Below are 24,705 nucleotides of genomic sequence, written 5' to 3'. Positions count from 1 at the left end.
CCTGTCGATTTGCAGTTGAAATTTGGCCGTAACACCTAATTTAACATCAAACATCTTTGACCATTTGGAAACAAATTACGTCGCGTCCCCTTGAGGATAGCGCCGATTTAGCACAAACAGGTCAAGGTCGAAGACCCTTAGATATGGAGTGCGCGTGTCTCTCTTTCTTGTCGTCGCTGTACCTTTTCTCGGGGCGCTTCTTCCCGGTTTGATGTATTCAGCAGGCCGTGCCGCCTGCGCGGGTGTGACCTTTACCGTCACGCTGGCCGCTTTTGTGGGGCTTCTGACCAATCTGCCAGCCATTATCGCGGGCGAGGTTGTGACCGTCGGGGTCGATTGGCTGCCGTCACTGGGCCTGAATGTGACCTTCATGCTGGACGGGCTGGGGTTCTTCTTTGCGTCACTGATCCTTGGCATCGGCCTTCTGATCATCACATATGCCCGCTACTACCTGTCGCGCGACGACAATATGGGCGAGTTTTTCACCTACCTGCTGCTCTTCCAGGGCGCGATGGTGGGGATCGTTCTCAGCAACAACATCCTGCTTTTGCTGATCTTCTGGGAACTGACATCGCTGTCGTCCTTCCTGCTGATCGGCTACTGGAAACACCTGCCCGAAGGGCGGCAAGGCGCGCGGATGGCGCTGGCCGTGACCGGTATGGGTGGCCTCGCCATGGTCGGCGGCATGCTGATCCTTGGCAATATCGTGGGCAGTTATGACCTGACCGTCATTCTGGAAAACCGCGATTTGATTCAGGCTTCGCCGCTTTACCTGCCTGCGCTGATCCTGATCCTGCTGGGCTGTTTCACCAAATCCGCCCAATTCCCGTTCCATTTCTGGTTGCCCCACGCCATGGCAGCACCAACACCCGTGTCGGCCTATCTGCACTCCGCCACCATGGTAAAGGCCGGGATTTTCCTGATGGCGCGGATGTGGCCGGTTCTGTCCGGAACCACCGAATGGTTTGTCATCGTCACCACTGCAGGCCTGATCACGATGGTTCTGGGGGCCGTCATCGCGCTCTTCAAACATGACCTCAAGGCGCTGCTGGCCTTCTCAACAGTCAGCCATTTGGGGCTGATTACCATGCTTCTTGGCACCGGCACGGCCTTCGGCGCCATGGCAGCGGTATTCCACATCCTCAACCACGCCACGTTCAAGGCCGCGCTCTTTATGTCCGCCGGGATCATCGATCACGAGGCGCATACACGCGACATCAGGCGCTTGGGCGGTTTGCGGCACCTGATGCCGATCACCTTTGTCATCGCAACGCTTGCGGCGCTTTCGATGGCAGGCATCCCCTTCCTCAACGGCTTCCTGTCCAAGGAAATGATGCTGGAAGAGGCGAACCATACGGTCCTGTTCAACTCGCCCATGCTGGTGCCGGTTCTGGCCACCATCGGGTCGCTCTTTTCCGCCGCCTATTGTTTCCGCCTGATCGGGCATGTCTTCCTCGGCCCGGTCCGCGATGACTACCCGGCCAAACCGCATGACCCAGGTTTCGGGATGTGGGGGCCACCATCGCTACTGGTCATTCTGGTGGTCGTCATCGGCTCCGCCCCGTTCCTCGCAGAGCCATTTGTGAAACTGGTGACCGCCTCCGTTCTCGGCACTACGGCAGAGGTGCCATCGAACTATCTGAAAATCTGGCACGGTCTGGTGCCTGCCCTTTACACGTCGATCATCGCGGTCGTGGGCGGTCTGATCGTATTGGCGATCTTCAAGCCGCTGCTGAAAGCATGGGACGCAACCCCACGGCCCGAGGCGAAAACCATATTCGACGCCATCATCGCCGCTGCGGTCACACTGGCGCGTGGCTTCACCCACACTCTGCACAACGGGGCCTTTACCAGGTATGCCGCGATCTTTGCGGTCACGGTGATCGGTGTCGGCTATCACGCCTGGGCCACTGGCACGGTCGGCCCCGCCACGCGCGAGATGCAGCCAGTCGGCATTGTGCCCATCGCCGGCTGGTTGATGCTGGCTGCGGCCACCATCGGCATGGTGTTCATGCATCGTAACCGCCTGATGTCATTGATCCTGATCGGGATTGTGGGGCTAATGGTATCTATCGGCTTTGTCTTCTTCAGCGCACCGGATCTGGCGATGACCCAAATCACGGTCGAAGTGGTAACAATCATCCTGCTGCTGCTGGCGCTGAACTTTCTGCCCAACCAGACCCCGGTGGAAAGCACTGTTTTCCGGCGCATGCGCGATATCACCGTTGCCGTGGCGGGTGGTCTGGCAACAATGGCAATATCCTACCACTATCTGCTGCGGGATACGGTCGCGCCGACGATCTCCGATTTCCACCTGGCCAATTCCTACAAGGGCGGGGGCGGCACCAATGTGGTGAACGTGATCCTTGTCGATTTCCGGGGCTTTGACACCTACGGCGAAATCATCGTGCTGGGGATCGCGGCGCTGCTGATCTATGCCCTGACCGAAACGCTGCTGTCAGGCCCGGTCCGGGCGCGCCTGTTGAACCGTAAACCCGATCAGCCGCGCGCAGGCGATATGCATCCGATGATGATGGTTGTGTTGACACGGGTGATTATGCCGGTTGTCCTGATGGTCGGTTTCTACATCTTCCTGCGCGGCCATAACGAACCGGGCGGTGGTTTCATCGCCGGGCTTGTGGTGTCGATCGGGGTCGTGATGCAATACATGGCCAGCGGGTTCAGCTGGGCATCGGCGCGGCTGCGCTATCCCTATCACGGGATCATCGGGGCGGGCGTGCTGGTCGCAGGCCTCACCGGGATCGGGTCATGGTTCGTCAGCAAACCGTTCCTGACCTCCGACTTCGAATATGTACGCATCCCGCCGTTCCAGGAATTCGAACTGGCAACCGCCGCGGCCTTTGACCTTGGCGTGTTCCTTGCCGTTGTCGGCGCGGTGATGCTGTCACTGGAAAGCTTCTCGCGACTGGCGCGGCGCGCCCATGTCGCCGACAGCGATTACCCGATGGATATCGACCCATCCCGCGACGAAAAGGCGGAGGCATAATATGGAACTCCTCGTTGCTTCCGCCATCGGCATTCTGACGGCTGCGGGTCTGTATCTGGTCATGCGCCTGCGCACCTTCCCGGTGATCATGGGCATATCGCTGCTGACCTACGCGGTGAACGTGTTCCTCTTCGCCTCCGGCAGGCTCAAGGTCGGGGCACCACCCATCCTGACGGATGCCACCAACTATACAGATCCACTGCCGCAGGCGCTGGTCCTGACCGCCATCGTGATTTCCTTCGGGATGACAGCCGTTGTGGTGATGGTCGCTCTGGGGGCCTATTTGGGATCCGACGACGATCATGTTGACGACCCGGTCGACGACACGACCAAGCCAGAGGACGCAGCATGAGCCACTGGATCATCCTTCCCGTATTGCTGCCTGCCTTCGTGGCACCGTTCATCGTTCTGGCAGCGCGCTATCACATCGGAATCCAGCGGGTCCTGTCGGTCGCAGGCGTGATCGCGCTGGTCTGCATCTCCGCCGGTCTGGCCTGGCAGGCCTCTGATGGCACCGTCACGCTTTATCAGTTAGGCGACTGGGCGGCACCCTTCGGGATCGTATTGGTCGCCGACCGACTGTCCACGCTGATGGTCCTGCTGACTTCGGTTCTGGCGCTCTTCGTGCTGCTCTACGCCATCGGATCGAAATGGGACGAACGGGGGCGGCATTTCCACGCGCTCTACCAGTTCCAGCTGATGGGGATCATGGGTGCCTTCCTGACCGGCGACCTTTTCAACCTCTTCGTCTTCTTCGAGGTGCTGTTGATCGCCTCCTACGGCCTGATGATCCATTCCGGCGGCAATGTGCGGCTCCGGGCAGGCGTGCAATATGTGCTGTTCAACCTGCTCGGCTCGACCCTGTTCCTGTTCGCGCTGGGGTCGATCTATGCTGAAACCGGCACACTCAACATGGCCGACCTGGCACTGCGGGCACAACTGATCGACCCGGAGGCCACGGTCGGCATCCGCATCGCCGCCGTCCTGCTGCTGCTGGTCTTCGCCATCAAGGCCGCTGTCGTGCCGCTGCATTTCTGGCTGCCCTCCAGCTATGCAGAGGCACCAGGCCCCGTCGCCGCCCTGTTCGCGATCATGACCAAGGTCGGCGCCTACGCCATCATCCGGGTCTACACCATCGTCTTTCCCCCGGATCTTGAGGCAACGGCAGGGTTGCACGGGCTCTGGCTGCTACCTGTCGCACTTCTATCGCTCGCCGTCGGCATGGTCGGCGTCCTCGCCGCCAAGAAACTCGACCGGCTCGTGGCTTTCTCCGTCATCGGGTCGATGGGCATGGTGATGACGGCCACAGCCCTTTTCACGCCCGACGGGATCGCGGCGGCCCTTTACTACATCGTGCATTCCACGCTAGCCGCCGGGGCGCTATTCCTCATCGCCGATCTGGTGCGCACAGGCCGGGCCAATCTGGCGTTGACAACGGCCCCTCCGGTTGCAGGCGCGGCCCTGACCGCCGGGCTATTCTTCGTGGCCGCCATCGCCATGACCGGTCTGCCGCCACTGTCAGGGTTCCTTGGCAAGCTGCTGATCCTCGATGCGACGTTCAACTCACCGCTGGCGGTCTGGGCCTGGGCGGTGATCCTGTCGGCCAGCCTGATCAGCGTGATCGGCTTTGCCCGGGCAGGCAGCGTCGTGTTCTGGAAGGCGCACAGTATAATGCCGTCCGACGACACACCGCCGCAACCAGCCCCCGCCACCCTGTCATACGTCGCGGTCGGCGGCCTGCTGACCCTTCTGGTGGCGCACACGGTCTTTGCCGGACCCGCTTACAGCTACATGACCGCCACATCCGCCCAGCTCTTTGCGCCGGAACCCTATATCAGCACCGTGCTGGACACACCGGGCAAGCTCAGCGAACCAAAGGAAGGGTATTGATATGATCAGATCACTACGCTGGCTGATGCCGCACCCCTTCCTCACCCTGCTGCTGGCAGTCGTCTGGACATTGCTGCAAAACAGCGTCTCGGCGGGCATGGTCGTGTTTGGGATCATCCTTGGCATCCTCATCCCCTGGGCCACGGCAGTCTGGTGGCCGGACACACCGCGCAGCTTCCACCTGACCAAGATGATGCGCTACGCCGTGGTCGTCATCTGGGACATCATGGTCGCCAACGTGCAGGTCGCATGGATCGTGCTGACCGTGCCGAATGCAAAACTCAGACCCGCATGGATCGTCGTACCGCTTGAACTCAAACAGCCCGAGGCGATCACCATGCTCGCAGGGACGATCACCTTGACACCCGGCACCGTATCGGCGGACCTGTCCGACGCCGGTCACAGCCTTTTGGTGCATGTCCTGCACACCGATGATCCTGACGCGGTAAGGGACGAGATCAAGGACCGCTATGAACGGCGCCTGAAGGAGATTTTCGCATGAGTTTTGCCGAGGATTTCATGAACATCGCCCTGATCATTGCATTCTGCGCAGTGGCAATTGCGCAAGTCATGTCGATGGTCCGGCTGGTGATGGGGCCAACAACCGGCGACCGAATACTGGCGCTGGACACGATGGTGATCAACGCGATCGGGTTGATCGTGCTTTTGGGCATCGCCCAAGGGATACGCATTTATTTCGAGGCATCGCTGATCATCGCCATGCTCGGCTTTGTCTCAACCGTGGCCTATGCGCGGTTCGTGCTAAGGGGGGACATCATCGAATGATCTGGCAAATTATCGGTATGTATGCTGTCGGTCTGGCCCTTTTGATCGGGGCAGGCTTTGCACTGGTCGGGGCCATTGGCCTGATGAAATTCAATGACTCCATGACCCGGCTGCACGCGCCGACCAAGGTGGGCACGGTCGGCATCGGGTCGCTCCTGCTCGCCTCCATGATCCATTCCTATGTCTATGCGGAAGGGTCGATGCACGAATTGCTGATCATGGCGTTCCTCTTTGTGACCGCGCCGATTTCAGCAAACTTCATCGCCAAAGTGAACATCCACAAACGGTCCTGCGACACACCACCTTCGCCACCGCGTGACGATACATGGTCAACGCTCAACGTGCCCGAGGCCGACCGCGAAGTTGCCGCCGAATAACTCAGGATAGTGCCGCAATCGCGGCCTGACCCAACGATATGCCACCGTCGTTTGCCGGGACTTGGCGGTGGATCAACACATTGAAACCGTTTGATCGCAGGCGGGCATACAAGCCCTCCACCAGCAAACGGTTCTGCATCACGCCACCCGACAAAACAACGCGATCCGTCCCCGTCTCACTGGCGACACGCATCACGACATCAGCCAACGTCGCCACCAGACCGCCGTGGAACCGGGCCGCGATCACACAGTGATCGACCCCGGACCGCAGATCATCCAGCAATGCCATCCACATGGGCCGCCACGATAGGACGTTATCCGCAACACGCACCGGATAACCCGTTGCTGGCACTGAACCGGTCACCAGCGCCTCAAGCTCCATCGCCGCCTGTCCTTCATAATGCTGACGATCAAACACAATGCCCAGCGCTGCGGCGACAGCATCAAACAACCGGCCCGCCGACGACGCAAGGGGCGCGTTCAGGCGCTGGGCGATCATTCGTTCAATCAGATCGACGGGCTTTTCATCCGTGGGGCCCGCCAAACCAGTCCCGACAAGATGGACCTGCCAATCAATGCCAAAAGCGGCAACCAGATGCGCGACAAGATTGCGCCACGGTTCCAAAACGGCCTGTTCACCACCTGGCAGGGCGACAGGCGCAAAATGGGCCTTGCGCTCAAAGCCGGCATAATCACCCAACAGAATCTCGCCACCCCAGATGGTTCCATCCGTCCCAAGACCCGTACCATCCAGGATCACACCAACAGTCTTGGCGTCATCCGGGTCAACCTGCTGTTCGGCCAAACAGCTGACCAGATGGGCATGGTGGTGCTGTACCCGGATCAGCGTCGCGCCGGTTTCCTCTGCCAGCCGCTCACCCCATTTCGTCGACAGGTAATCAGGATGCAGATCAACAGCGACCACCGTTGGGTCAAACTGATAAAGGTCGCGAAACAGCGTGACCTTCTCGCGATAATCCGCATAGGTTTCCGCGTTCTTCAGATCACCAATATGCTGGGAAGGGACCGCCTGACCACCCTTCACCAGACAGAATGTCGATTTCAACTCGGGCCCCATGGCCAGTGTGGGCGGCGCCTCTGCGAAACGCTCGTGCAGCCGGATCGCCGCAGGTGCCATGCCCCGGCCACGTCGCAAGACAACAGGGGCCGCCAGATCAACCCGCATGATGCTGTCATCCAACCTGTTCACGATATCGCGGTCATGCAGCAGCCACGCATCAGCGATGCCCGCCAAGTCAGTGCGCGCCTGCGCATTATCGGTGACTTGCGGCGTATTGGCGGCATTTCCCGATGTCATGACCAGCGGCCCGCCAAATTCTGCCAGCAGCAAATGATGCAGCGGCGACTGGGGCAGCATGACGCCCACACAACTTAGCCCCGGCGCAACGCCGATCAACCCCGCATGGTCCCGGTTTCGCAACAAAACAATGGGCGCAATGGATGAACTCAGCAAATCCGCCTCCGGCTCAGTCACATGACAAAACCCCCTGATCTGATCCAGACCCCTGGCCATCAGCGCCAATGGTTTGGCGACCCGGCGTTTGCGCCGCCGCAATTCCGCCACCACATCCGCATTCGTCGCGTCGCAGGCCAGATGAAAACCGCCAATGCCCTTGACCGCAATGATCTGGCCTTCCCTCAACCGGCGAACGGCGTCATGAATGGGATCACCCCCTGCGACTTCCCCTCGCACATCCTCGATCCAAAGCCTTGGCCCGCAGACCGGACAGGCATTCGGCTGCGCATGAAACCGGCGGTCAGCCGGGTCCGCATACTCCCGGCGGCAGTCATCGCACATGTCAAACGTCCGCATAGACGTGCGCGCGCGGTCATACGGAATACCCTGCACAATCGACAGACGCGGACCGCAATGGGTGCAATTGGTAAAGGCATAGCGATAGCGCCTGTCAGCCGGATCGCAGATTTCTCTCAGGCAATCGGGGCATGTTGCGGCGTCCGGCGTCACCTGAGTATTGATGTCGCCACCACCGCTCTGAACAATCTGAAACTGGTCAGGGGGCAACCCTTCAAGCACCGTCCAGACAACCGCCTCAATCCGCGCCAACGGGGGCGGATCACGCTCCAGCTCATGCAGGAGCCGATCCAGATCAGCGCTTTTCCCCCAAACCTCAATACGGACACCCGCACCATCATTCAGCACATGACCGGTCACAGCCGCCTCATGCGCCAAGCGCCAGACAAATGGGCGGAACCCGACACCCTGCACGCGACCTCGCACGGTGATCTGCCGACCAACCACACCCACCTTGGTCAACAGATGCGCGGCAATTGCTCGCCCGCCAGCCAATCGACAATGCGGGTGCCACCGAACGCGGTCCGCATCTGCACCAGATGCGCCGAGTCCTCAATCACCTCACCGATGATCGACGCATCACGCCCAAGAGGATGCGCACGCATCGTAGCCAGCAACGCTTCAGCATCACCAGCAGGACAAATCGCGATCAGCTTGCCCTCATTGGCCGTATTCAGCGGATCAAGGCCCAGCAATTCACATGCCGCCGCCACATCGGGCGCGACGGGAATCTGCGCCTCATCCAGTATCATCCCAACGCCCGCCGTCGTCGCAATTTCATTCAGCGTCGCAGCCAGCCCGCCGCGCGTGGGATCGCGCAGCATGACAATACCCGGCACAGCCGCCACCATATCCGCAACCAACCCATGTAGCGCAGCCGAATCCGACAATATCTCGGTCTCAAACTCCAGATTTTCGCGTTTGGACAAAACAGCCACCCCATGATCGCCCATCGTCCCTGACACCAGCACCGCCTGACCGGCCCGGACATGGCGCGCGGACAGGTCCAGACCGTCAGGCACAACGCCAAGCCCGGTGGTCGTGATGAACACACCATCACCCTTGCCCCGCTCGACCACCTTGGTGTCACCGCTGATCACCTGCACATCTGCGGCGTTCGCGGCACCGGCCATGGACCGGACGATGAGATCCAGATCGTCCAGCGGAAACCCTTCCTCCAGAATGAACCCGGCCGTCAGATACAGCGGCCGCGCCCCCATCATCGCCAGATCATTGATCGTGCCATGCACCGACAGCGCACCAATATCGCCGCCGGGAAAGAACAGGGGCGAAATCACATGGCCATCGGTGGACATGACCAGCCGCTGCCCCGGCACACTCACCAGCCCCGCATCATCGCCCCGATCAAGGATCGGATTGGTCAGGTGCCGCTGAAAGACATTGCGGATCACATCGGCCATGGCCCGACCACCGCCGCCATGGGTCATGTCGACCGTACCGGTTATCATGCGGCTGTTTCCGGTTGGCGCTGGCGGCCATAGCTCCAATAGGCGGCACAGGCCCCTTCGGACGACACCATGCACGCCCCCATCGGGTTGTCCGGTGTGCAGACCGTACCGAAAAGCTTGCAATCGGTGGGTTTCTTCACACCCCGCAGGACGGCCGGGCATTCGCAGGACTTCACCTCGCGCGACTGCTTGTCCGACACGGCAAAGCGTCTTTCGGCATCAAAGTCCGCATAGGCGTCCCTGATCCGTAACGCGCTGTCCGGCACGGCCCCCAGCCCCCGCCATTCAAAACTGTCGCGCAACTCCAGCACATCATCCACCAACGCTTGCGCCTTCTGGTTACCATCACGGGTCACCACGCGGGTATACTCATTCTCCACCTCGGCGCGGCCTTCATTAACCTGACGGATCAACATCAGCACCGATTGCATGACATCCAGCGGCTCAAACCCTGCAATGACAACCGGTTTGCGATATCTCCGCGCCGCCACTTCATAGGGCCGGGAACCAACCACCGCACTCACATGCGACGGCCCCAGAAACCCGTCGATCCGCGCAGGCCCGCCCGGCGCAAAATCCGGGGAATCGAGGATATGCCCAATCGCCGCCGGTGTCAGGACATGGTTGCAGAACACCGCAAAGTTGGTCAGCCCCTCCGCCTTTGCCATCTTGATCGCCACCGCTGTCGGCGGTGTCGTCGTCTCAAACCCGATGGCAAAGAACACAACCTGTCGGCTCGGATTGTCCCGCGCAATCTTCAGGGCATCCAGCGTGGAATAGACCATGCGGATATCAGCCCCATCCGCCTTTGCCCGGATCAGCGACCGCCGCCCGGTGCCGGGCACGCGCATCATGTCGCCATAGGTACACAGGATCACGCCATGCTTTTCGGCCAGTTCCACCGCATCATCCAACCGGCGCACCGGCAGCACGCAAACCGGGCAACCGGGGCCATGCACGAAATGCACATTCTTTGGCATCAAATCCTGCACCCCATAACGAAATATCGCATGGGTATGACCACCGCAAAACTCCATAAAGTGATAATCGCGCGCCGCATCCGCCTCCTGCGCGATGCCCTTTGCCAGCTTTTCCGCCAACGCCCGATCCCTGAATTCGCTGATATAGCGCATCAGGCGTCCCCCCTGATGTCCGCCAGTTCTTCCTGCAGAACACCCGCTTCGGCCATCAACGCGAGCGTATGCGCCGCCTCCTCCTCGCTCAGCAGATGCAGGGCATAGCCCACATGCACGAGCACGTAATCGCCCTCTGCCACCTGATCCAGCAACGCGGTCGAGATGCGCTTCTTCACGTTCTCAACCGCGACGACGGCCATGTCATCCGGCTCAATGCTCAAAACGCGGGCAGGAATTGCGAGGCACATTATTCCGCCGCCGTGGCAGGACGCATGGCCGCCTGCGCCGCGCGGATCCAGTCCAGCCACTCCTGCATCCCTTCCCCCGTCCGCGCAGATATCCGGATAATACCCAGCTGTGGATTGATCCGGCGCGCATTGGCGACAATCCGGTCCATGCCCACATCCAGATGCGGCAACAGATCGGCCTTGTTGATCAGCGCCAGATCGGCAGCAGCAAACATATCTGGATATTTCAGCGGCTTATCCTCGCCTTCAGTCACGGACAGCACAACCACCTTATGCGCCTCGCCCAGATCAAAACCGGCGGGACAAACCAGATTACCCACATTCTCAATAAACAGGATCGACCCCGACCGGGGCGCCAGATCATCCACCGCATGCCCCACCATATGCGCATCCAGATGACAGCCCTTGCCGGTATTGATCTGCACCGCAGGCGCGCCTGTCGCACGGATACGGTCGGCATCATGCGATGTCTGCTGATCACCTTCGATCACGGAACAGGCCGCATCGCCCAGAATCTCAATCGTCTTCACAAGCAATGACGTCTTGCCAGACCCCGGGCTGGAAACCAGGTTCAGCGCCAGAATACCACCGTCACGAAACCGCTGGCGATTAACGTCCGCATAACCGTCATTCTTGGCCATGATATCGCGTTCCAGCACGATCTCGCGCGCATCGCCATGGTGGTGCCTGCCGTCAATCTGCACCTGCCCTTCACCGCATCCGCATGTACCGCACATCACACGACCTCCAATTTGCTGATCTTCAACGCATCGCCCTGGGTCACCTGCATCTCCACCGCGCCGCAAGCGGGGCACGGATCATAACGATGCGCAACCACAGCCACCTGTCCGCAAGCCAGACACCGCGCCTTCGCCGCCGGCGTCGCAATCTCCAGCGCGGCACCCTCGGCCACCGACCCACGCATGACGACATCAAAGCCAAAGCGCAGCGCGTCCGGTTCAACACAGGACAACGGCCCCACCTCCAGCCAGACACGGTTCACCCGAACAAACCCGCTCTCCGCGGCCTGCGCCTGAATGATATCGCGAATATTCTCGCACAGGGACATCTCATGCATGGGCAAATCCCCCGTTAGACCGCACCAGCCAATCGTCAAAAAACGCCAGCGCCAGACGCAGGTTCTCCTCTGCCCTCGCGCTCAGCCCCTCTTTCACCTCACCAAATTCATACCCCGTGATCCCCAGCACAAACGCTTCCGGCGTGGCCCCGAACAAAGTCCCCGACAAGGCCAGAACAGCCGCCGGGCTCAGGCTGTGACTGGTCACATCATGCCTGTCAGACGGCACAACCGGCGCGAATTCAAACGGCGCATCCGACCGGATCAGCGCATCGACAAACACAACCTGCTCCGCCTCGGCAATCCACAGCGCGTGATCAACGGTCAGCTGATAATCAGTCGACACCACCACCCCCGGCACATCGCCCATTCGCGCGGCAAAGGCCGGGCCCAACCCGTCATCCCCCCGCCCCGGGTTGCCATATCCGATCAACCTGATCATGTCGCCCGCGCCCGTTTGTCCAGGGTCTGACCCGCGGCATCCAGCAGCTCCACCTCCAGCGGCATCTGCCCCAGCGCATGGGTGGCGCAGGACAGGCACGGATCATAAGCGCGGATCGCCACCTCAACATGGTTCAGCATCCCCTCGGTAATCTCCGGCTGCCCCGAGATATGCTTGACCGCCACATCCTTGACCGCGCGGTTCATCCCTTCATTGTTATGGGTCGTCGACACGATCAGGTTGCAATAGGTCACCTGATCATTCTCATCGACCTTGTAATGGTGAATCAGGTTACCGCGCGGCGCCTCGATCACACCAATCCCCTCCTCGCGCCTCTCACCGGTCGCCTTCAGGTCGGTCCCCTGCAGATCCGGGTCATGCAGCAGTTCGGTAATCTTCTCCACACAATGCAGCACCTCGATCATCCGTGCCCAGTGGTTGGCAAGAACCGCGTGAACCTTCACCGTATCATGCGCCGCCATCAACTCCTCACGGGCGGCATTCGCCAGCGGCGTATCAATCAGGCTGACAGTATTCATCCGGGCCAGCGGGCCAACGCGATACCAACCCGTGTCCGGCCCGATCTCCTTGATGAACGGGAATTTCATGTAGGACCATGACCGCACATCCTCGACCAGCACCTCATGATACCTGTCATAGGGCAACTGATCAAAAATCGTGCCGCCCTCGGCATCAATCATCCGCAGATTGCCGTGGTATAGGTCCAGCGCACCATCACCTTCGCGGACCAGCGACATGTATTTCGACGGGAACGCGGCAAAGCCACCCACCATTTCGGCATGGTCCAGCGTATAATCCCGCGCAAGCGCCAGGGCATCCATCGCCCAGTCCTGCATCTCTGCCACGGTTTTCAGAAATCCATCGCGCGTCTCAATCGGCAGGTTGCGATTGATCCCGCCAGGGATCGCGGCAGTGCCGTGGATCTTCTTGCCCGCCGTCGCCTCGATAATGTCCTGCCCGAACTTGCGCATCATGATCGCGCGGCGGCCCAGCTCCGGCTTTTCGCGCAACACCTCAAAGATATTGCGCCGGTCAGCCGGGGCATCAAAGCCGAACAGCAGATCGGGGGCGGCCAGATGAAAGAAATGAAGTACGTGGCTTTGCATCACCTGCCCGTAGTGCATCAGGCGGCGCATCTTTTCGGCCGTGGGCGGCAACTCATCGACCCCGCAAATCACATCCATCGCCTTGGCGGCGGCCAGATGGTGACTGACCGGGCAGATGCCACACAGTCGCTGCACGATCACCGGCACCTCCCACAGCAAACGACCATGAATGAAACGCTCAAATCCGCGAAACTCCACGATGTGCAACCGGGCTTCATCGACCATGCCATCCTTATCGAGGTGGATCGTCACCTTGCCATGCCCTTCGACCCGGGTAACAGGAGAGATTTCGATCAGTCGTGGTTCAGCCATCCATCGGCCCCCTAGTCAAAGCGGATATGTGCGCGTTCGAACCCCTGAAACCGGCCACTCAGCAATCCGGCCAACGCCTCGTAAATCACGTCACCCGTCGGCGCGCAGCCGGGGATCTGGTAGTCAATCTCGACCACTTCGGAACACGGGTAAACCTTGTCCAGCAACAGCGGCAGGGCCGGATCATTCGGAATGATCTGGGTCTTGTTCTGCGTGAACGGACCCCTGATATACGCCTCTTCCAGACATTCGCGCAGGGGTTCGTCCGAATGCATGATCGCATTACGCATCGCTGGCAGCCCGCCCATGATCGCACATTGCCCGATGCCGACAAGGATATCACAATTGCGCCGGAAATCCTGCAGTACATGCACGTTTTCCTCGTTGCAGCAGCCACCCTCGATAATTCCGATATCGCAGCGGCAAGTGAACCGTTTGATATCCGTCAGCGGCGAACGATCAAACTCCACCAGCTTCATCAGCTCTATCAGCCGCTCATCAATGTCCAGCAGCGCCATATGGCAGCCGAAACAGCCCGCAAGCGATGCGGTGGCAATACGGGCTTTGGGCAGGTCACTCATCGCGCTTCTTCTCGATGTCATAGCCGATCAGGTGGTCGTCATAATCCCGCTCACCTATGGGCCGGGCAAAGCCCTCGCGCTTGCGAATGATGCAACCCACCGGGCACACCTCGGCCGATATGGCAAAGTCCGTCACCTCGGCATCCGTATGCCGCAAATCCGGGCCATTTGCTGCGATATGGCGGTGAATACCACGACCGACATAGCCAAAGATGCCTTTGCCATCGACATCCTGCGACGCCCGCACACAACGCCCGCAGGAAATGCAGCGGTTGTTATCCAGCGCGATATCAGGGTGGCTGGCATCAACCGGGCGGCAGGGTTCCAGATAGGGAAACTTGGTCGGCTCCGTCATCCCCAGCCGGTACGCCATCGCCTGCAACTCACAATTCCCGCTGGCCTCGCATATCGGGCACAGATGGTTGCCCTCGTTGAACAGCATACCCACGAGATCGCGGCGTAGCTTGTTGATATGCGGCGTCTCGTTCTCGACCACCAGATCAGGCGCGGCTGGCTGGGTACAGGCCGCCACACTGCGCCCGCCCGCCTTGACCGTGCAGACCCGGCAACCGCCCTGATGGCGCAAGCCTTCATGATCGCAGAGACGCGGGATATAGATACCCGCCTCATCCGCCGCCTCCATGATCGTCTGGCCGGGCTTGGCGGTCACCTCAACACCATCAATCTGAAAGCTGAACCCGCTCATTTGGTGAAATCCTTGTCATAGATCGAAGAGCGGCGTTTCGCGAGAACACGCGCGTCGCTGATGGCGGACTGAATGTCAAAGGTCGCGCGGATACGATCCTTGGGCGGCTTGACCATCGCCGAATAAACCAGCGGAAAGTTTTCCAGGGTCGACAGGATCGGATTGGGCGATGTCATGCCCAGCCCACAGCGGCTGGTCTCGATAATCGTCGCGGACAGGTCCTTAAGGTAAGCAATGTCGGCAGGGTTGGCGAGGCCCTGACGAAACTTCGCCACCGCCTTTTGCAGAAACACATTGCCCACCCGGCACGGCGTGCAATAGCCGCAGCTTTCATGCACGAAGAACGACATGTAATATTCGACGATCTCCAGAATGTTCCGCTCGGCAGAGAAAACAACAATGGCCCCGCCGGTCGCCAGATCGTCAAAGGTCAGCCTTCGATCAAACGTATCACGGGCAATCATCGTCCCGCTCGGGCCACCAACCAGCACGGCGGCAGCATCCTCACCCCCCGCCATCTCCAGCAGCGCGCGCACCGACAGGCCATAGGGCAGTTCGTAGATGCCGGGATTGATGCAGTCGCCGGAGACACTGAACAGCTTGGTGCCGTGGCTGCCCTCCGTCCCCATGTCGAAAAACCACTGCGCACCGCAATCCAAAATGCGCGCCGCATGGCAAAAGGTCTCAACATTGTTCACGACGGTCGGAAACCCCAGATATCCGCAGGTCACAGGAAAAGGCGGCCGCGTCTTCGGCTCACCCGGCAACCCCTCGCAGGAGCTGATCAGCGCACCTTCTTCGCCACAGATATAAGCGCCCGCGCCCATCTGCAGGCGGATATCAAAATCAAACCCCTCAACCCCCACAATGGCTTTACCCAAAAGACCTCTCGCACGCCGTTCCGCCAGAACCTCCTCGATCAGCGGGCGCAAATACACATACTCGCCACGCAGATACAGAATACCTTCACGCGCCCCAACCGCCCGCGCTGCAATCGTCATCCCTTCGATCAGCAGATGCGGGCGCTCGGTCAGCAGCACACGGTCCTTGAACGTCCCCGGCTCACCCTCATCAGCGTTACAAATGATGAACTTGCGGTCAGCGTCGGCCTGCGCCGCAAACCGCCATTTCATACCCGTCGTGAAACCGGCACCGCCGCACCCCCGCAACCCGCTCGCCGCGATCTGATCAATGATCCCGGCAGGCGTCTGCGCCAGCGCCTTCATCAGCCCGGCATCCGCCGGCACCGGCCCCAGCAGCACCGCCCCCGCATGTCTGACGTTATTCTTCACCATCCGCTTCGCGCGCTCATACGGTGACAATGCATCAAACCGATGCGAAATCAGGTCCTCCGGCCGCTTGCCGCCTTTCAAGGCAGCCACCATCTCACGCACCTTCTCCGGTGTCAGACCGGTCACAACCACATCATTGATCATCGCCGCCGGGGCCTGATCACAAAGGCCGATGCAGGGGGTATATTCCAGCGAAAACGCACCATCGGCCGATGTCTGGCCAACGACGATACCCAACTCCCTTTCAAACGCCTCAACAACTGCAGGCAAACCTGCAAAGCGATCAACGATATCATCACACAAACGGATCGTGACACGCCCCCTCGGCGTCAGCGACAAAAACGCATAAAAACTGGCAACGCCTTCGACGGCAACCTGCGTCAGCCCGGTCTTGGCGGCCACGGTCGCCATCGTCTCGCGCGAAATCCAACGGAACCGGTCCTGCACATCACGCAGGATATCCAGCATCCGGTGCGGATCGTTCTGATAGCGCTCACATATCAGGGCAACCTGATCCTGATCCGCCGTTTTTCCCTGTGCCATATCGTTATCGCATCCCTGCGTTGTTGCATGATACCTACCCAAACGGCGGCAACCCGACATTGATGCAGGTCAATACATTTGCCGCGCACTTGGGCATCATCGGCACGACATTCCGAAACAACGCAAAAGGCGGGACATCGCATGAAAGACCCAGAGATCGACATCCTGATCGCCGAACTCGAACGGCAAACCGACCTGACCGTCGCCGATTTCGACGGGATCATCCATGCGCTGGCATTCCTGCTGCCCGATACGGTCGACCCGGCCAAGATACCGGCGGACCGGCTGAACACCACAGACGCCGCCATGCATATTGCCGATGATGCCTTTCCCAATTGGGCGGTCCATATCCGGGGCCGGGCCAATGACAAGGACGGACACTGGCGCTGCACATTGCGCGAAAACGACAGCCGCGACAGCGATGCATTCATCGGAACAGGGCGGTCACCGATCCTGGGGCAAGCGGTTCTGGCAGCGGTGATGCGGCTGGCCATGGTCCGGAAAAAGGATTGATGCATCTTGATTGACATCAAACGCGCGCCGCGCGGAAAGGGTATATGCTGGACCGGTCAATAAAAAGGCCAGCCCATGCGCGACATCCTGACAATCACGCTCAACCCCGCCCTTGATCTGGCAACATCTGTCGATCAGGTCATCGCAGGACCAAAACTGCGATGCAATTCACCCCGCATCGATCCGGGCGGCGGCGGGGTCAACGTAGCGCGCACAATCGGCAAACTTGGCGGCCATGTCACCGCACTGGTCGCCATCGGTGGGGCGACAGGCGCGCAATTATGCAATCTTCTGTCCGCTGAAAACATCCCCTTCATCCCGGTCCCGGTCAGTGGCGAAACACGGCAAAGCTTCGCGGTCACCGACGAAACCAGCGGCGCGCAATATCGGTTCGGACTGCCGGGGGAGGAACTGACCAGCACCGATGCCACACACCTGCTCAGCATGATCCACGCAGCGGCCCCGCCCGACGGGCTGACCGTCATCAGCGGCAGCGTGGCGCCAGGTCTACCGCCAGATTTCCTGCAACAGGTCATCGCGTCCCTGACGCCAATCGGCAGCAAACTGATCATCGACACTGCAGGTCCGGGTCTGGCCCAACTGATCGCGGCACCGACACAGCCGGTCCACCTGCTGCGCGTCGATCAGAAGGAAGCGAACGAAGCCGCAGGGCACCCCCTGATCACCGTGGCCGACACGATTTCATTCGCCGCGGGGCTGATCGCACGCGGCGTGGCCGAGATCGTGATCAGCGGCCGCGGCGCCGAAGGGTCCATGCTCGTGTCAGCTAACCAACGGCTGTTTTGCAAGGCGGCCCATGTGCCGGTGCGCAGCGCCATCGGGGCAGGCGATGCCTTTGTCGGGGCCATGACACTGGCGCTGGCCCGTGACGAACCGCTTGATCAGGCGCTGCAATGGGGCGTCGCCGCCGCCAGCGCAACAGTCGGCACCGAAGGTACCGCACTTTGCGACCTGCAAAGCGTCACCGCGTTGCTGCCGCTTTGCACTGTGACCGATGTCTAGCTGGTTTCGGCGGCAGCCACATTGCGCAACACGCTGACAAAACTGTCCGGCGTGACCGAGATACTGTCGATCCCGAACCCGACCAGCCGCTTGGCATAGGTCGGATCATTGCTGGGCGCCTGACCACAGAAACCCACCTTCGATCCGGCCTTGTGCGCGGCCTCGATGACATTCTCGATCATCCACAAAACCGACGGATCATCTTCGCGGAACAACCCCGCCAATTCGTCGGAATCGCGGTCAATGCCCAGTGTCAACTGGGTCAGATCATTCGACCCGATGGAAAACCCGTCAAAGCGCTCGGCAAATTCGGCGGCCCGAACAACATTCGCCGGAATCTCGCACATCACATAAACCTGCAGCCCGTCTTTGCCGCGCTCTAGCCCGTTTTCAGCCATCACCGCAAGTACCTGATCGGCCTCTTCCGGGGTCCGGCAAAACGGGATCATCATGATCACATTGTCAAAGCCCATCTGGTTGCGCAGTCGCGCAATCGCCTGACATTCCAGCGCAAATCCATCGCGATAGCGCGGCGAATAATAGCGCGACGCGCCCCGGAACCCGATCATCGGGTTTTCTTCATGGGGTTCAAAATCACGGCCGCCCAGCAGTTCGGCGTATTCGTTGGTCTTGAAATCGCTCATCCGCACGATGACCGGCTTGGGATAGCAAAACGCCGCGATCCGCGACAATCCACGCGACAACTGATCCACAAAATATTCTGACTTGGTGTCATAACCTGTGGTCAGGACCTCAATCGCCTCGCGCGCCGCCCCGTCCGTCACCTGCTCAAAATGCGCCAGCGCCATGGGATGCACCTGCACGGCGGAATTGACCACAAATTCCATCCGGGCCAGCCCCACACCATCCACCGGCAACCGCCACCAACGCAGCGCGGCGGTGGGATTGGCGAGGTTCAGCATCACCTTCGTCTTCACATCCGGCAACCGATCCAGCGACTCCTCCACCACCTTGATCTTCGAAATCCCCTCGGTCACCACGCCATCCTCGCCACCCGCACAGGACACGGTCACATCCTGCCCGTCATGCAGAACATGGGTCGCGTTCCCGCAGCCCACGATCGCCGGCAAGCCCAATTCACGGCTGACAATCGCCGCGTGCGACGTGCGCCCGCCATGGTCCGTCACAATCGCCGCAGCGCGCTTCATGATCGGCACCCAATCCGGGTCCGTGATCGACGTCACCAGAACCGATCCATCAACAAACCGGTCAATATCCGTCGCCTTCTCGATCAGACAGACCCGCCCGGCAACAGCGGCACTCCCCACGCTCAGACCTGTCAGGATGACCTCACCCGGATCCTCAACCGCATAGGATTTCAACGACCCCACATCGGCGCGCGACTGCACCGTCTCAGGCCGCGCCTGCACGATATATAGCGTGCCGGTCTTGCCATCCCGCGCCCATTCCATATCCATCGGCTGGCCATAATGGGCCTCGATGATCTTGGCCTGCCGGGCCAGCGTCAGGATCTCCGCATCGCTTAGCACAAACCGCGCCCGCTCCGCCTTGGAGGTCGGCACATTGCGCGGGGTCCCATCGCGATCATGGATCATCTTGATCTCTTTCGCCCCCAGCCGTTTCTCGAGGATGGGGGTCAGGGCCTCATTCTCCAGAAACGGCTTGAACACCTCGTACTCATCAGGATCAACCGCGCCCTGCACCACATTCTCGCCCAGCCCCCAGGCGGCATTGATCAGGACCGCATCGGGAAACCCCGACTCCGTATCAATCGAAAACATCACACCCGACCCGCCCGTATCGGCGCGCACCATCTGTTGCACCCCCACCGACAGGGCCACCTGACTATGGGAAAACCCCTGCATCTGGCGATAGGAAATCGCGCGGTCCGTGAACAGCGAGGCATAGCATTTTCGGCACGCCTCCATCAGCGCAGCCTCACCAATCACGTTCAGAAACGTCTCCTGCTGACCGGCAAAGCTGGCATCGGGCAGATCCTCCGCCGTGGCACTGGACCGAACAGCCACCGGCACGTCCCGCTCGCCCGCCAGATCACACAATGCCCTGTAATGCTCTGAAATCGCAGCCGCCGTATCTTCCGGAAAATCACCGCTCAGGATCAGCTCACGCACCGCCACCCCGGTCTGGTGCAACGTCTTCTTGCCACTCGCCAATGCCTCCAGCGCCACCGCAATCCTGGCATCCAGATCATTCGCCGTCAGATAGGCGCGAAACGCATCCGCCGTCGTGGCAAATCCGGGCGGGACAAGGATACCCTTCTCGCCCAATTCACTGATCATCTCGCCCAGCGACGCGTTCTTGCCGCCAACGGTTTCGACATCGCCGCGCCGTACTTCGGTGAAATTCAAAACGAGAGGTGTGGATGAGGCCATGGTGTCGTCCTTTTCTGGGATATCTCCGACAGCCTGCGGCATTTCCACATGACGACAACTGATCTAAATCAACCAGCCATCACTCGCGCCGCAAGGCGTCAATCGGGTTCAGACGGGCCGCGCGGCGGGCCGGAAAGAACCCGAAAACCACGCCAACAGCGGCGGAAAAGGCAAAGGCCAGCAGCACAATCTGCGGATCAGGCCGGAACGGGATCGACAGCATATTCGCCCCCAGCAGCCCCATACCCAGACCCACAATGATCCCGATCAAGCCGCCAAAAAGCGACAGAATGATCGCCTCGACCAGAAATTGCAGCAGCACCTGCCAGGCCTGCGCACCAATGGCCAGACGGATGCCAATCTCGCGGGTGCGTTCGGTGACCGACACCAGCATGATGTTCATGATCCCGATACCACCAACTAGCAGGCTGACAGCAGCCACAGCCGACAAAAGCCCGGTCAGGATCCCCGTGATCCCCGACAACATCGTCGCCAGTTGCTTCATGTCCATGACGGTAAAATCGTCTTCTTCACCGCGCCCGATCCTGCGAAGGTCGCGCATGACCGCTTCAATCTCAGTCTTGGCGCGTTCAGTATCGACACCATCACGAACCGACACGATAAACAGGGACACATCCGTGTTTCCGGCGATCCGCCGTTGAAACGTGCGGATCGGCATGATGACAAAATCGTCCTGATCGCTGCCAAAGGTGGACGCGCCTTTGGATTTCAGCAGCCCAATCACCTCGCAAGACAGCGTCTGTATCCGGATCTCTTCGCCAATCGGGTCAGATGTTCCAAATAGATCCTTGCGCACGGTTTCACCGATCACACATACCGGCTTTCCGGATTGAAGCTCGGTGACATCAAACAGACGGCCGCGATCCACCTCCCACTGGGCTGCGCTAAAGTACCGATTATCCGTGCCGACCATATCGGTGCGGCGGTTTTCGTTGCCAAAGACGACGCGCGCGCGACCCATGCTCAGCGGGGCCGATACCTCTATGACACCCAACTCTTCTTCCAAAAGGTCATTCATGCGGATCGAAAACAGCTGCACCGCCGTCCCAACCGGCCCACCCTCCATCGCGTCCTGACCCGGCATCACCATCAGCATGTTGGTGCCCAGCTTCTCGACATCCGCCGTGACCTGTTCGGTGGACCCTTGACCAACCGTGACCATGGCGATGACCGCCCCGACACCAATAACGATGCCCAACACAGTCAGAAACGACCGCAAGGCGTTGCGAAAAATGGCCTGCACGGCAAGTTTGACAGTTTCCCACAACATCTCAGGCGGCCCTCGATGTTCGGCCATCGCGTTCGATCCGGCCATCCACCATCCAGATCAAACGATGGGCAAATTCGGCCATATCGGCCTCATGCGTGACCATGATGATGGTCAGCCCGTCCTCCTCATTCAGCTTCTGCAAAACCTCCATGATCTCTGCCGACAGCTTGGTATCCAGATTGCCGGTCGGCTCATCCGCCAGGATCACCTGCGGATTACCCGCCAGGGCGCGGGCAATGGCCACCCGCTGTTGCTGCCCCCCGGACAATTCCGAAGGATCATGGCTGGCACGATGGGCCAAACCGACCTTAGCCAGCGCCTCGGTCGCCGCCGCATGACGCTCCGCCCGACCCAACCCTTTGTAGATCAGCGGCAGTTCCACATTCTGCAAGGCACTGGTGCGCGGCAGCAGATTATACCCTTGAAAGATGAAGCCCAGATAATGACGACGCAGCAACGCACGCTGATCCTGCGTCAGATGGGCAACCTCAACCCCGTTGAAATGATACTGCCCGCTTGTCGGCACATCGAGGCATCCAAGCACATTCATCGCCGTCGATTTGCCCGACCCGCTGGGGCCCATAATGGCCACGAACTCACCCTTTTCGATATCAAGATTGATACCATCAAGCGCCCGCACCTCGGCCTCGCCCATGCCATAGACGCGGCTGATATCGCGCAACCGGATCAGCGGCAGATCTGTGCTTGCGGGATCAGCCATCAATCCGGTCCACGATCACCAAATCACCGGGGGCAAGATCCGCTTCCAGTATCTCGGTCATCCGACCGTCGCTCTGGCCCGACCGCACGCTGATTTCCTGCGGCACATCACCCCGCATCACCCACAGGGTTTTGTCATCGCCAAGGTTGCGACCGCCATCGCCATCTGGGATCAACATGCCCAACAGACCACTGCGGTCTTCTTCCTCCGTCGGCGCAGCTGGCGGGGCATAGCGCAGGGCAGCGTTCGGCACGACCAAAGCGTCCTTTATTTCAGCAACGGTGATATCCGCGGTGGCGGTCATACCCGGACGCAATGACAAGTCGGAATTGTCCACGCTCAGAATAGCCTTGTAGGTGACCACGCCATCAACCGTGCGCGGGGCAAAGCGGATTTCGGAAATCTCTGCCGGGAAAACCCGTTCATCATAGGCATCAACGGTAAACGTCGCGCTGTTCCCAACAGCGGTGCGCCCGATATCCGCCTCATCGATATCAACCTGCAGCTCCATCTGGGACAGGTCCTCAGCCACGGTAAACAGGACCGGGGCGGACAGCGCGGCGGCCACGATCTGGCCTTCATCAACGGCCCGATCCAGCACGACCCCGTCAATGGGCGAACAGATGCAGGCCTTCTCAAGTTCCGCATGATGCAGATCCAGATCAGCCTCGGCCAATGCCCGATCTGCCAGCGCTGATTGCAACGCAGACTGGGCCCGCACGTAAGCGGCACGGTGAGAGATGAACTCCTGCTGGGGCGTGAAACCACGCTCTTCCAGCCGCAAGGCGTTTTCATATTTTGCCCGGGCTTCGTCCAGTGTCGCCTCGGCCATCGCAACACGGGCAATGGCACTGTCCAACGACGCCTTGCTGACAGCCAGCAAGGCATCCAGCTTGGTGGTATCCAGTTCTGCAAGCACGGTCCCCTTGGTGACCGTGTCGTTGAAATCGACATTGACGCTGGCCAGAATGCCCGACAACTCGCTTGAGATATCAACCAGATTGGTCGGCTCAACCGTGCCGGTCGCTGTCACCGTAACCCGCAGATCGCCCGTGGCGGCGGGGGCCGTCACATAAGACACATCATTTTCCGGGCCCGCCGCTGACGTCCAGTAAAAGACACCGCCGGCAATCACGACAATGCCAATCAGATACTTGACCCATGTCGGTATCAGGCCGCCTTTGCGATCCAACCCCAACCGAGCAACAACATCTTCCGGTGTTTGCGACATAACGACCCCTCAGCAGCGCGATTCCACCGTCAATCTAGGGCCTCAGCACAAGGCTGCATTGACACTGATCAACACGCGTCATTTATGCTGATGGGCTTGGTTGCGTTTTAGTTCGGGATTCTGGACGTCATGACAGGCTCGACAATTGGTCAGACGTCGCGCCGTGCTCTCACTCGTCCACCCGCCCGCGCAATGCCTTTACTTCGCCACGGACCTTCTTTGCCTTCAACCGCCGCTTGACCGAACCATAGGTTGGTTTCGTCGGCACGCGGCGCTTAGGCTTTTCACAGGCCTTCCGGATCAGCTCCGCCAATCTATCCTTGGCAATCTCTCGATTGCGGGCCTGACTGCGGGTCTCCTGCACGAAAATCACAATCGCCCCGTCCTGCGTCCACCGGCGGCCCGCCAACCGGCGCAGGCGACGCTTGACCGGATCAGGCAGGTTGGGCGACCGCTCCGCCTCGAACCGCAGCTCGACGGCCGTCGACACCTTGTTCACATTCTGCCCGCCGGGACCGGACGACCGGGCAAAACTCTCCGTCAGCTCCCAATCGGCAATCTCGATCTGATCGTTAATTTTCAATGGATGTACCATGCGTTGGGGTCCGACGTTTTGCCGACGCATATCCGACGCAACGCCGACCGTCAAAATCCCATGGAAAAAGGGCCACCCCGGCGATGGGATGGCCCTTTCCTGAATTACGGAGGCGGGTCGGTTAGGTT

24 protein-coding genes are annotated in these 24,705 nt (G+C 60.1%); 8 read left to right on the top strand and 16 right to left on the bottom strand.

The features are described 5' to 3' along the window. Positions 1 to 154: 154 nt before the first annotated feature. Genes ACFWW2_RS25000 through mnhG form a run of 6 tightly spaced genes read left to right on the top strand, consistent with a single transcriptional unit; the run spans position 155 to position 6,060 of the window. Positions 155 to 3,007, top strand: coding sequence for a monovalent cation/H+ antiporter subunit A (locus ACFWW2_RS25000; protein ID WP_393933064.1), 2,853 nt, complete (start codon positions 155 to 157; stop codon positions 3,005 to 3,007). A 1-nt stretch (position 3,008) separates the two neighbouring features. Further along, positions 3,009 to 3,359: a Na+/H+ antiporter subunit C gene (locus ACFWW2_RS24995; protein ID WP_393933062.1), complete on the top strand. Its 351-nt coding sequence runs from the start codon at positions 3,009 to 3,011 to the stop codon at positions 3,357 to 3,359. Next, the gene (locus tag ACFWW2_RS24990) at positions 3,356 to 4,897 is read left to right on the top strand and encodes a monovalent cation/H+ antiporter subunit D (RefSeq protein ID WP_393933060.1); all 1,542 of its coding nucleotides are present in this window, start codon (positions 3,356 to 3,358) and stop codon (positions 4,895 to 4,897) included. The genes ACFWW2_RS24995 and ACFWW2_RS24990 overlap by 4 nt, the downstream gene beginning before the upstream one ends. A gap of 1 nt (position 4,898) precedes the next feature. Next, positions 4,899 to 5,399, top strand: a complete 501-nt coding sequence (locus tag ACFWW2_RS24985) for a Na+/H+ antiporter subunit E (protein WP_393933058.1) — start codon at positions 4,899 to 4,901, stop codon at positions 5,397 to 5,399. Next, positions 5,396 to 5,683 (top strand): K+/H+ antiporter subunit F, encoded by a 288-nt coding sequence (locus ACFWW2_RS24980; RefSeq protein WP_393933056.1) that lies wholly within the window; start codon positions 5,396 to 5,398, stop codon positions 5,681 to 5,683. The genes ACFWW2_RS24985 and ACFWW2_RS24980 overlap by 4 nt, the downstream gene beginning before the upstream one ends. Continuing rightward, complete coding sequence (gene mnhG / locus ACFWW2_RS24975) at positions 5,680 to 6,060, top strand: monovalent cation/H(+) antiporter subunit G (RefSeq protein ID WP_393933054.1); 381 nt, start codon at positions 5,680 to 5,682, stop codon at positions 6,058 to 6,060. Before ACFWW2_RS24980 ends, mnhG begins: the two co-directional genes overlap by 4 nt. A 1-nt stretch (position 6,061) precedes the next feature. Here the strand turns inward: mnhG and hypF are convergent, their stop codons facing one another. From hypF to ACFWW2_RS24920, 11 genes are read right to left on the bottom strand one after another with little or no spacing between them, the layout of a single operon-like run. Further along, positions 6,062 to 8,347 (bottom strand): carbamoyltransferase HypF, encoded by a 2,286-nt coding sequence (hypF, locus tag ACFWW2_RS24970; RefSeq protein WP_393933160.1) that lies wholly within the window; start codon positions 8,345 to 8,347, stop codon positions 6,062 to 6,064. Between the two features lie 5 nt (positions 8,348 to 8,352). Next, positions 8,353 to 9,363 carry a hydrogenase expression/formation protein HypE gene (gene hypE, locus ACFWW2_RS24965; protein ID WP_393933052.1) on the bottom strand — a complete coding sequence of 337 codons (1,011 nt, stop codon included), beginning with the start codon at positions 9,361 to 9,363 and terminating at the stop codon, positions 8,353 to 8,355. Continuing rightward, positions 9,360 to 10,496, bottom strand: a complete 1,137-nt coding sequence (gene hypD / locus ACFWW2_RS24960) for a hydrogenase formation protein HypD (protein ID WP_393933050.1) — start codon at positions 10,494 to 10,496, stop codon at positions 9,360 to 9,362. Before hypD ends, hypE begins: the two co-directional genes overlap by 4 nt. Further along, a complete protein-coding gene (locus ACFWW2_RS24955) occupies positions 10,496 to 10,747 on the bottom strand; it encodes a HypC/HybG/HupF family hydrogenase formation chaperone (protein ID WP_393933048.1) in 252 nt (83 codons plus the stop codon). Before ACFWW2_RS24955 ends, hypD begins: the two co-directional genes overlap by 1 nt. Beyond that, on the bottom strand, positions 10,747 to 11,484 hold the full coding sequence (hypB, locus tag ACFWW2_RS24950) for a hydrogenase nickel incorporation protein HypB (RefSeq protein ID WP_393933046.1): 738 nt from the start codon (positions 11,482 to 11,484) through the stop codon (positions 10,747 to 10,749). Before hypB ends, ACFWW2_RS24955 begins: the two co-directional genes overlap by 1 nt. Next, a complete protein-coding gene (gene hypA, locus ACFWW2_RS24945; protein ID WP_393933044.1) occupies positions 11,484 to 11,825 on the bottom strand; it encodes a hydrogenase maturation nickel metallochaperone HypA in 342 nt (113 codons plus the stop codon). The genes hypB and hypA overlap by 1 nt, the downstream gene beginning before the upstream one ends. Then, positions 11,818 to 12,267 (bottom strand): hydrogenase maturation protease, encoded by a 450-nt coding sequence (locus ACFWW2_RS24940; RefSeq protein WP_393933042.1) that lies wholly within the window; start codon positions 12,265 to 12,267, stop codon positions 11,818 to 11,820. Before ACFWW2_RS24940 ends, hypA begins: the two co-directional genes overlap by 8 nt. Further along, positions 12,264 to 13,706 (bottom strand): Ni/Fe hydrogenase subunit alpha, encoded by a 1,443-nt coding sequence (locus tag ACFWW2_RS24935; protein WP_393933040.1) that lies wholly within the window; start codon positions 13,704 to 13,706, stop codon positions 12,264 to 12,266. Before ACFWW2_RS24935 ends, ACFWW2_RS24940 begins: the two co-directional genes overlap by 4 nt. 11 nt (positions 13,707 to 13,717) lie before the next feature. After that, positions 13,718 to 14,287 (bottom strand): NADP oxidoreductase, encoded by a 570-nt coding sequence (locus ACFWW2_RS24930; protein WP_393933038.1) that lies wholly within the window; start codon positions 14,285 to 14,287, stop codon positions 13,718 to 13,720. Continuing rightward, entirely contained in the window at positions 14,280 to 14,993 is a 714-nt protein-coding gene (locus ACFWW2_RS24925; RefSeq protein WP_393933036.1) for a 2Fe-2S iron-sulfur cluster-binding protein, read from the bottom strand. Before ACFWW2_RS24925 ends, ACFWW2_RS24930 begins: the two co-directional genes overlap by 8 nt. Next, positions 14,990 to 16,828, bottom strand: coding sequence for an NAD(P)H-dependent oxidoreductase subunit E (locus ACFWW2_RS24920; protein WP_393933034.1), 1,839 nt, complete (start codon positions 16,826 to 16,828; stop codon positions 14,990 to 14,992). The genes ACFWW2_RS24925 and ACFWW2_RS24920 overlap by 4 nt, the downstream gene beginning before the upstream one ends. Before the next feature lie 141 nt (positions 16,829 to 16,969). On the opposite strand from ACFWW2_RS24920, the gene ACFWW2_RS24915 reads away from it, so the two are divergent. Continuing rightward, positions 16,970 to 17,341, top strand: a complete 372-nt coding sequence (locus ACFWW2_RS24915; RefSeq protein ID WP_393933032.1) for a hypothetical protein — start codon at positions 16,970 to 16,972, stop codon at positions 17,339 to 17,341. 75 nt (positions 17,342 to 17,416) lie between these two features. Next, positions 17,417 to 18,364 carry a 1-phosphofructokinase family hexose kinase gene (locus ACFWW2_RS24910; RefSeq protein ID WP_393933030.1) on the top strand — a complete coding sequence of 316 codons (948 nt, stop codon included), beginning with the start codon at positions 17,417 to 17,419 and terminating at the stop codon, positions 18,362 to 18,364. On the opposite strand, the gene ppsA is transcribed toward ACFWW2_RS24910, so the two are convergent. The 5 genes from ppsA to arfB all read right to left on the bottom strand — a co-directional run bounded on the left by ppsA (position 18,361) and on the right by arfB (position 24,577). Further along, positions 18,361 to 20,739: a phosphoenolpyruvate synthase gene (ppsA, locus tag ACFWW2_RS24905; protein ID WP_393933028.1), complete on the bottom strand. Its 2,379-nt coding sequence runs from the start codon at positions 20,737 to 20,739 to the stop codon at positions 18,361 to 18,363. The two genes, ACFWW2_RS24910 and ppsA, sit on opposite strands and share 4 nt — an antisense overlap. Positions 20,740 to 20,818: 79 nt before the next feature. Next, entirely contained in the window at positions 20,819 to 22,075 is a 1,257-nt protein-coding gene (locus ACFWW2_RS24900; RefSeq protein WP_393933026.1) for an ABC transporter permease, read from the bottom strand. Beyond that, a complete protein-coding gene (locus ACFWW2_RS24895; RefSeq protein ID WP_393933024.1) occupies positions 22,032 to 22,751 on the bottom strand; it encodes an ABC transporter ATP-binding protein in 720 nt (239 codons plus the stop codon). Before ACFWW2_RS24895 ends, ACFWW2_RS24900 begins: the two co-directional genes overlap by 44 nt. Continuing rightward, positions 22,744 to 23,982, bottom strand: a complete 1,239-nt coding sequence (locus tag ACFWW2_RS24890; protein ID WP_393933022.1) for an efflux RND transporter periplasmic adaptor subunit — start codon at positions 23,980 to 23,982, stop codon at positions 22,744 to 22,746. Before ACFWW2_RS24890 ends, ACFWW2_RS24895 begins: the two co-directional genes overlap by 8 nt. Before the next feature lie 169 nt (positions 23,983 to 24,151). Then, on the bottom strand, positions 24,152 to 24,577 hold the full coding sequence (gene arfB, locus ACFWW2_RS24885; RefSeq protein ID WP_393933020.1) for an alternative ribosome rescue aminoacyl-tRNA hydrolase ArfB: 426 nt from the start codon (positions 24,575 to 24,577) through the stop codon (positions 24,152 to 24,154). Positions 24,578 to 24,705: the final 128 nt, after the last annotated feature.

The sequence above is a fragment of the Yoonia sp. R2-816 genome (assembly GCF_046762905.1).
Lineage (GTDB): Bacteria > Pseudomonadota > Alphaproteobacteria > Rhodobacterales > Rhodobacteraceae > Yoonia.
The sequence above is the reverse complement of the archived record's forward strand: the minus strand, read 5'-3'. Positions and strand labels throughout refer to the sequence as shown.

Coding starts and splice junctions, on each gene's coding strand:
- hypB (WP_393933046.1), bottom strand. CDS start 11,484: ATGTGCGGTACATGCGGATGCGGTGAAGGGCAGGTGCAGATTGACGGC.
- hypD (WP_393933050.1), bottom strand. CDS start 10,496: ATGCGCTATATCAGCGAATTCAGGGATCGGGCGTTGGCGGAAAAGCTG.
- ppsA (WP_393933028.1), bottom strand. CDS start 20,739: ATGGCCTCATCCACACCTCTCGTTTTGAATTTCACCGAAGTACGGCGC.
- ACFWW2_RS24915 (WP_393933032.1), top strand. CDS start 16,970: ATGAAAGACCCAGAGATCGACATCCTGATCGCCGAACTCGAACGGCAA.
- ACFWW2_RS24930 (WP_393933038.1), bottom strand. CDS start 14,287: ATGAGTGACCTGCCCAAAGCCCGTATTGCCACCGCATCGCTTGCGGGC.
- ACFWW2_RS24940 (WP_393933042.1), bottom strand. CDS start 12,267: ATGATCAGGTTGATCGGATATGGCAACCCGGGGCGGGGGGATGACGGG.
- ACFWW2_RS24925 (WP_393933036.1), bottom strand. CDS start 14,993: ATGAGCGGGTTCAGCTTTCAGATTGATGGTGTTGAGGTGACCGCCAAG.
- arfB (WP_393933020.1), bottom strand. CDS start 24,577: ATGGTACATCCATTGAAAATTAACGATCAGATCGAGATTGCCGATTGG.
- ACFWW2_RS24910 (WP_393933030.1), top strand. CDS start 17,417: ATGCGCGACATCCTGACAATCACGCTCAACCCCGCCCTTGATCTGGCA.
- ACFWW2_RS24990 (WP_393933060.1), top strand. CDS start 3,356: ATGAGCCACTGGATCATCCTTCCCGTATTGCTGCCTGCCTTCGTGGCA.
- ACFWW2_RS24900 (WP_393933026.1), bottom strand. CDS start 22,075: ATGGCCGGATCGAACGCGATGGCCGAACATCGAGGGCCGCCTGAGATG.
- ACFWW2_RS24890 (WP_393933022.1), bottom strand. CDS start 23,982: ATGTCGCAAACACCGGAAGATGTTGTTGCTCGGTTGGGGTTGGATCGC.
- ACFWW2_RS24980 (WP_393933056.1), top strand. CDS start 5,396: ATGAGTTTTGCCGAGGATTTCATGAACATCGCCCTGATCATTGCATTC.
- hypE (WP_393933052.1), bottom strand. CDS start 9,363: ATGATAACCGGTACGGTCGACATGACCCATGGCGGCGGTGGTCGGGCC.
- ACFWW2_RS24955 (WP_393933048.1), bottom strand. CDS start 10,747: ATGTGCCTCGCAATTCCTGCCCGCGTTTTGAGCATTGAGCCGGATGAC.
- ACFWW2_RS24985 (WP_393933058.1), top strand. CDS start 4,899: ATGATCAGATCACTACGCTGGCTGATGCCGCACCCCTTCCTCACCCTG.
- mnhG (WP_393933054.1), top strand. CDS start 5,680: ATGATCTGGCAAATTATCGGTATGTATGCTGTCGGTCTGGCCCTTTTG.
- ACFWW2_RS24935 (WP_393933040.1), bottom strand. CDS start 13,706: ATGGCTGAACCACGACTGATCGAAATCTCTCCTGTTACCCGGGTCGAA.
- ACFWW2_RS24995 (WP_393933062.1), top strand. CDS start 3,009: ATGGAACTCCTCGTTGCTTCCGCCATCGGCATTCTGACGGCTGCGGGT.
- ACFWW2_RS24920 (WP_393933034.1), bottom strand. CDS start 16,828: ATGGCACAGGGAAAAACGGCGGATCAGGATCAGGTTGCCCTGATATGT.
- hypA (WP_393933044.1), bottom strand. CDS start 11,825: ATGCATGAGATGTCCCTGTGCGAGAATATTCGCGATATCATTCAGGCG.
- ACFWW2_RS24895 (WP_393933024.1), bottom strand. CDS start 22,751: ATGGCTGATCCCGCAAGCACAGATCTGCCGCTGATCCGGTTGCGCGAT.